Below are 6,829 nucleotides of genomic sequence, written 5' to 3' on the forward strand. Positions count from 1 at the left end.
CCTCTAAAAAGTCTGCAGGCGATCGAAACAGATCATATCATCCGGGTGCTCGAGGAAACCAACTGGCGCATCGATGGCCCTAAAGGCGCCGCCATAATTCTGGATATGAATCCTTCCACCCTCCGCTCCCGCCTGCAAAAACTGGGGATTAAAAAGCCTTAAGGTGGTTCAGGCGTTCAAAGGCGTGTCCGCCTCCGGTGGGTTCAGCGTTCAGGGCTAGCGCTTTTGCATAATTGCTGAGCGGATGTAACATGAACGCTGTGGGAGGATTATAGCTTTTTTCAAAAACATATTCCGTTAGGCAGGGGAGTCGGCGACAGAAAAATCCCCCTTTCCCCCTTTTGGGCAGACTGTGTCGTAATTCGGAAAAACGCTTAATTTCTGCCCGTCATTCCGGACTTGATCCGGTATTCAGTGGTCCAACGCGTTGAAAAAGAACTGGATTCCGGATCAAGTCCGGAATGACAAAGCAGCAACATTTGTATTTTTTTCAATTGTGAGGCAGTCTGTCAAAAGGGGGGACCCAAACTCGCTTGAAGTTGCATTAAAATGCCATTCCATTCTTTCACTATTCCAATGATGATGAACTCGTAAAAAATCGAAATTTCAGTTTTGTTGTCGTCCCTGCGAAAGCGGGGATCCTGTATTAACAGGTAGTTATAGATGGCGCTGAAAAAGCTTCACGACGTGCCCCGCCTTCGCGGGAATGACATGACCGGTGACTTTTTACGAATCCGTCATGAAGTGATCCAGAATCAATCCTTGTGAAACTGGGGTCACGGTTAGAAAAAAATAACTGGATGTGGAATTATTTCTAGCCCGGTTTCCAACCCTGTTTCTGAACGATTGGCTCATTTTAAAAACGGTGGATCGCTTCCACTTCTTCGTCGCTCACGCTTAGCAATAGTCGTTGCCGCCAATCGGCAAACCCTGCCGCGGTGGTTAACGGCGGCAGGTATCGGCAGGTTTTACCGGTTGTCTTTTCTATGACAACCGAGAAATAGCGCAGCCTTTTGGCAATGCATGGAGGTGGGTATGAAAACCAAAAAATGGGTGTTTGGCTTTGACGAACTGGATGCCGTAAAAAACCATGTGGGCCAGGATGGGGATGCCGTTCGGGGTCTGCTGGGCAGCAAAGGGGCAAACTTGGCTGAAATGGTTCGAATCGGGTTGCCGGTTCCCCACGGATTTAATGTCTCCACCGAGGCCTGCAATGCCTTCCTCAAGTCCGGCGGAACCTTTCCCAAGGGTATGTGGGACCAAGTCTTGTCTGCCCTTCAAACGGTTGAAGCCGAAACGGGAAAACGCTTTGGCAGCGACGACAATCCCCTGCTGGACAAACAAAATACGAGCGTCTGATGTGCCAACAATGGGTAGAATCTATCTCAAAAATCAGGTTCAGGGTTCAACGGTTCATGATCAATCAACTTCGGAAAACAATTGGTCCTTATTGTTCCAGTAAGATGTTCCAAACAGAATCCGCCTTTTCAGGGCTGGCCTTCGGGTAACGTTGATAAGCAAATAACAACCCTGAACCGGTGAACGCTTACCCGCCATTCTCCAGGAGGTACCATGAACCGTGCAGGATCGGTCGTCGTTGCCCTGTATCTGTTGTGTCTTGTTATCACTGTGGGTGTGGCCGCAGCGCAGGCAAAGGCCTTGGACATTCCCGCATCTCTGGAACCCTGGCGGGCCTGGGTGCTTCACGATAAGGCGGAGCAGCAATGCCCCGCACACTTTGACAATGGGACGATTCGCCGCTGCTGGTGGTCGTCGCGCCTGGTCGTGGATGTGGGGGACCTGGGAGGTCTGTTCGAGCAGCAGGTGACCGTGTATGCCCCCAGTTGGGTAACCCTTCCCGGTGACGAGGCCCATTGGCCCGAATCCGTATCCCTCGGCAGCAAGGCTCTGCCCGTGGTGGGCCGCAACGGTCGGCCGAGCATCTGGCTGGAACCCGAAAATTATACCATCAGAGGCGCTTTCGTCTGGAACACGCTGCCGGAAGTACTCCAGGTTCCTGTTTCCACGGGCCTTCTCTCTTTAACCGTCGACGGCCGGGAAATCGTCGAACCCGACCTTGATCAAAACGGCCACCTTCGGCTTCACGGAAAAGGCGGCACCGCCAGGTTGGAAGACACCATGACGGCCACCCTGTTCCGGTTGATCGAAGATGACATTCCCATGCGGCTGATCACCCGGGTCCTGCTCGAGGTCTCCGGTCGGCCCCGTGAGATCCGGCTGGCCTCCCTGCTACCCGACGGCGCCGCGGCGATGAAGATCGACAGCCCGCTGCCCGCCCGCCTGACGCATGCGGGTGACCTGCTGGTTCAGGCCCGCCCCGGCCGCTGGGATGTCCGCGTGACGGTACGCCTGGATGGTCCGGTGAAGACCCTCTCCACGGGGAAGGGTCTTTATGGTGATGAGATTTGGTCCTTCAAGGCCTTCAACGGCCTGCGCATGGTGAAGGTTCTGGGTGCACCGACGCTTGAGCCGTCGCGAACCCGGATGCCCGACGAATGGAAAGGTTTTCCCGCCTATCAGCTCAAACCCGGCGCCGTCCTGTCCTTCGAGGTCCTGCGCAGGGGCGACCCGGATCCGGCACCGGACCAGCTCGACCTGGTGCGCACCTGGTGGCTGGATTTTGATGGGTCTGGCTTTACCATCAATGACCGCATTGGTGGCACATTGAGCCGAACCTGGCACCTGGCCATGGAGGCGCCAATGGAATTGGGACGGGTGGCCGTGGATGGGCAGGATCAGCTGATCACCCTTCAGGGGGAACGGCCCTCGCCCGGCGTTCAGCTGCGCCGCGGACAGCTGTCCCTGGAGGCGGACAGCCGCCTGGCGCGCACGTCGTCGATCGTGCCCGCCATCGGCTGGGACCACGATTTTAAAAGCGTCCGCGGGTTGCTTCACCTACCTCCGGGCTGGACCCTGTTTTCCGCCGCCGGTGTGGATGTTCCCCCCGGGGCATGGCTCCAGCGCTGGACCCTGCTTGACTTTTTTCTGGTGTTGATCATCGCCATCAGCGCCTATCAAATTCGCAACCGGACAACCGGTCTGTTGGCCCTGGTGACACTGGTGCTGACATTCCATGAGCCGGGTGCGCCGCGGCAGGTGTGGCTTCACCTGCTGGCGGTGGCCGCGCTGTTGAAATATCTTCCCAATGGCTGGTTTAAAACCGTCGTCAAACTGTGGGGGGCCAGCGCGGTGGTTGCGCTCATCGCTATCACGATGCCTTTCATGGTTCAGCAGGTCCGTACGGCCATCTATCCCCAGTTGGCCCAGGGCGGGGATGGAATCCTTTACCGGCCGGCGGCTATCGGGACCGGAAGGGTCCTTGAATCCCGGATGGCCGACGCGCCTGAAACCGCTTCGGTCGGTAAACGCCTCCTCAAAGCCGCAGAAGAGATCCAGTTGTCCCGGCCACAACCGACACCCCGGAAGACCCGGTTTGTAACGGATCCCGACGCCCTGGTACAGACCGGTCCCGGGCTTCCGGTGTGGCAATGGCGATCCGTTCAGCTTCTCTGGAACGGACCGGTGGACCGCACCCAGCAGATTCGCCTGTGGCTGGTTTCACCGTCCATGAACCTGGCCCTTGGATTGATTCGGGTGGCGCTGCTGTTTCTGCTTGTCGTGGCCTTTCTGGACTTGCGCAACTGGCGCCGGCATCTTCCTGAACCGGGGACGGCCATCGGTTCCGCGCTGATACTAATGTTGATTTTCCTAGCACCGGTCCAGTTGCTTCGGGCCGAACCCGCTGGGCAGGCCTTTCCCCCCCAGCCCCTGTTGGACGAACTCCAGCAGCGAATGCTCGAACCGGCGCCCTGCCTTCCCCATTGTGCTGATGTGAGCCGGCTGGAGCTGGCAGCTACCCCTGACCAGCTTCGCCTGATCATGCAGATGCATGCCCAGATCGACACGGCTATCCCTTTGCCCGCCACGCTGGAAACCTGGCGACCGAACCGGATCATTCTTGACAATCAACCGGTGAAAAGCCTCTCCCGGGATGACCGGGGCACCCTGTGGATGGTTTTGCCCCGGGGGGTGCACCAGGTCAAGATGATCGGGCCGCCTGGCAATGCCGACGAAATTCGCATCACCTTTCCCATCGTACCCCATGTGGGCACCTACGCAGGTGTCGGATGGCAGGCCCGTGGCTTTGGACCTGACGGAAGTATGGACGCCACCATTGCCCTGAGTCGCACACAGAGCGACAGCGGATCGCCCACCGACGTTTCCAGAACCGATATTCCCGCCTTTTTCCTCGTGGCGCACACCCTGCACCTGGGTATCCAGTGGGATGTGACCACGCGCATTCAGCGGCTCACCGAACCGGGAGTGCCGGCGGTGCTATCCGTTCCGCTAATGGAAAACGCCTCGGTCACCACGCCGGGCATTCATGTGGAAGATCGGGTGGCTCAGGTCTCGCTGGGCCCGGATGACATGGAGACGCAGTTTTCCACAACGATTCCCATTGCGCCGGCGATCCTGCTGACCGCGCCTCGGGATATGCCTTGGACAGAAAGCTGGACTCTGGATGCCGCAGCGATGTGGCGCTGCAGCGTGTCCGGTCTGACCGTGGTGCACCACCAGGATGAAGGCCGTAATTGGCAGCCGCAATGGCGCCCGTGGCCGGGTGAACAGGTGCGCATCGATGTGGCCCGACCCAAGGCGGTCGCCGGCCGAACGATCACCGTGGACCGGTCGGTGCTGGCGCTGACACCTGGGCAGCGGTTTTCCCGTGCGATGCTGACCCTTGGCATCCGTTCCAGCAAAGGCGGACACCATCAGATCGAATTGCCAACGCAGGCCAACCTGCAGACGGTCACGATCGATGGCAAAACCCTGCCCATCCGCCAGGACGGCCGACTGGTAACCGTACCGCTGGAGCCGGGCAGCCAGACGGTGAGGCTTGCGTGGAATCAGTTGAACGATTCGATGACCCGGGTTCAGGGCCCTCAGGTCAACGTGGGCGATGCCGCCGTCAATGCCGCAGTGACCTTTCACATGCCCGACCACCGCTGGATTCTGTTGGCCGGCGGGCCCAGGCTTGGACCGGCCGTTCTGTTCTGGAGCTACCTGATCGTGGTGGTGGTAGTGGCTGTGGGCTTGGGGAAAACGGTGGTTACGCCCCTTCGCACCCATCACTGGCTGCTGCTGGGACTCGGGTTGACCCAGGTGCCCGCGGTTGTGGCCCTGCTGGTTGTGGGCTGGCTGCTGGCCATGGGAACCCGCTGCCGGAAAGCACCGGAAAACGCCTTGGCCTTTAACGGCATCCAGTTACTTCTGGTGATCCTGACTGTGGCAGCCATGGTGGGTCTCTACACCGCCATTGAACGCGGCCTTCTGGGCATCCCGGACATGCAAATTGCCGGCAACCAATCCACGCGCTTTCAACTGAACTGGACTCAGGACCGTATTGGCGGAAACATGCCCACCCCCTGGGTGGTGAGCCTGCCCCAGTGGATCTACCACCTGCTCATGCTGGTCTGGTCCCTGTGGCTGGCCTTCAGCCTCGTATCCTGGCTGCGCTGGGCGTGGGGATGCTTTTCCAAAACGCACCTCTGGAAACCCGTCAAGTGGCGCCGAAAGACCAAGCCGGCCAAAGAGGGAAACGTGCGTCGTGAGAAGGACCCTCCAGATACAACGCCGATGCCCCATGCATCAGGCGACTGAACCATAAGGACCCGATGGAGTGGAATCGCTTTGTCGTTTCATCGCCACTTAATTCGTTGAACCTGAAAGGAGGAACCATGATTGTCGGAATACTGAAAGAGATCAAGACGGAAGAGAACCGCGTGTGCATGACCCCTGCCGGTGTGGAAGTGATGATCCACAACGGGCACTCGGTATTGGTGGAAAAAAATGCCGGTGGCGGCAGCGGCTTTTCCGATGAAGCCTATGTGAAAGCCGGGGCCAAGATGATCGACACCCCCAAGGAGATCTTCGATGCGGCGGACATGGTCATGCATGTCAAAGAACCGTTGCCTCCCGAGTACGATCTGATCCGCGAAGGCCAGATCGTCTTCACCTACCTGCACCTGGCCGCCGATCTGACCCAGACCAATGCGCTGATCAAGAGCAAGTCGGTGAGCATCGCCTACGAAACGATTCAGAAGGCCGACGGCAGTCTGCCGTTGTTGACCCCCATGAGTGAAGTGGCCGGGCGCATGGCCATCCAGCAGGGGGCCAAGTACCTGGAGATGGCCCAGGGCGGCCACGGGGTGTTGCTGGGCGGCGTTCCCGGCGTGGACCCGGGCACGGTGGTGGTGATCGGCGGCGGCGTGGTGGGCGTCAACGCGGCCAAGATGGCCTGCGGCCTGGGAGCCAAGGTCTACCTGCTGGACATGAACCTGGACCGGCTGCGCTACCTGAGCGACGTGATGCCGGCCAACTGCTTCACCTTGATGTCCAGCCCGGCGACGATCCGCAAGCTGGTCAAAGAGGCCGACGTGGTGGTGGGTGCCGTGCTGATCCCCGGGGCCAAGGCGCCACGGCTGGTAACCCGCGAGATGCTGGGAACCATGAAGAAGGGCTCGGTGCTAGTGGATGTGGCCATCGACCAGGGAGGCTGCTTCGACACCTCCAAGGCCACCACCCACGGCAATCCCACCTATGTGGTCGACGGGGTGATCCACTACTGCGTGGCCAACATGCCCGGTGCCGTGGCCAAGACCTCGACCCTGGCCTTGACCAACGCCACCTTGCCCTATGCGGTGCAGATCGCCAACAAGGGCTGGAAAAAGGCCATGCAGGACAACCAGGAGATCCTGCTGGGGGCCAACGTGATCGACGGCAAGGTCACCTACCAGGCCGTCGCCGA

General features: G+C 59.2%; 4 protein-coding genes. All 4 read left to right on the forward strand.

Going from position 1 to position 6,829, the window contains the following annotated elements:
• Positions 1-21: 21 nt before the first annotated feature.
• The gene (locus tag QNK41_RS16640) at positions 22-162 is read left to right on the forward strand and encodes a helix-turn-helix domain-containing protein (RefSeq protein ID WP_319258945.1); all 141 of its coding nucleotides are present in this window, start codon (positions 22-24) and stop codon (positions 160-162) included.
• Positions 163-1,035: 873 nt separating this feature from the next.
• The gene (locus tag QNK41_RS16645; RefSeq protein WP_319258940.1) at positions 1,036-1,359 is read left to right on the forward strand and encodes a PEP/pyruvate-binding domain-containing protein; all 324 of its coding nucleotides are present in this window, start codon (positions 1,036-1,038) and stop codon (positions 1,357-1,359) included.
• A 213-nt stretch (positions 1,360-1,572) separates the two neighbouring features.
• The gene (locus tag QNK41_RS16650) at positions 1,573-5,682 is read left to right on the forward strand and encodes a hypothetical protein (RefSeq protein ID WP_319258941.1); all 4,110 of its coding nucleotides are present in this window, start codon (positions 1,573-1,575) and stop codon (positions 5,680-5,682) included.
• Positions 5,683-5,759: 77 nt separating this feature from the next.
• The coding region (ald, locus tag QNK41_RS16655) for an alanine dehydrogenase (RefSeq protein WP_319258943.1) at positions 5,760-6,829 on the forward strand (1,070 nt) is incomplete at its 3' end.

The sequence above is a fragment of the Desulfosarcina sp. genome (assembly GCF_033791525.1).
Lineage (GTDB): Bacteria > Desulfobacterota > Desulfobacteria > Desulfobacterales > Desulfosarcinaceae > Desulfosarcina.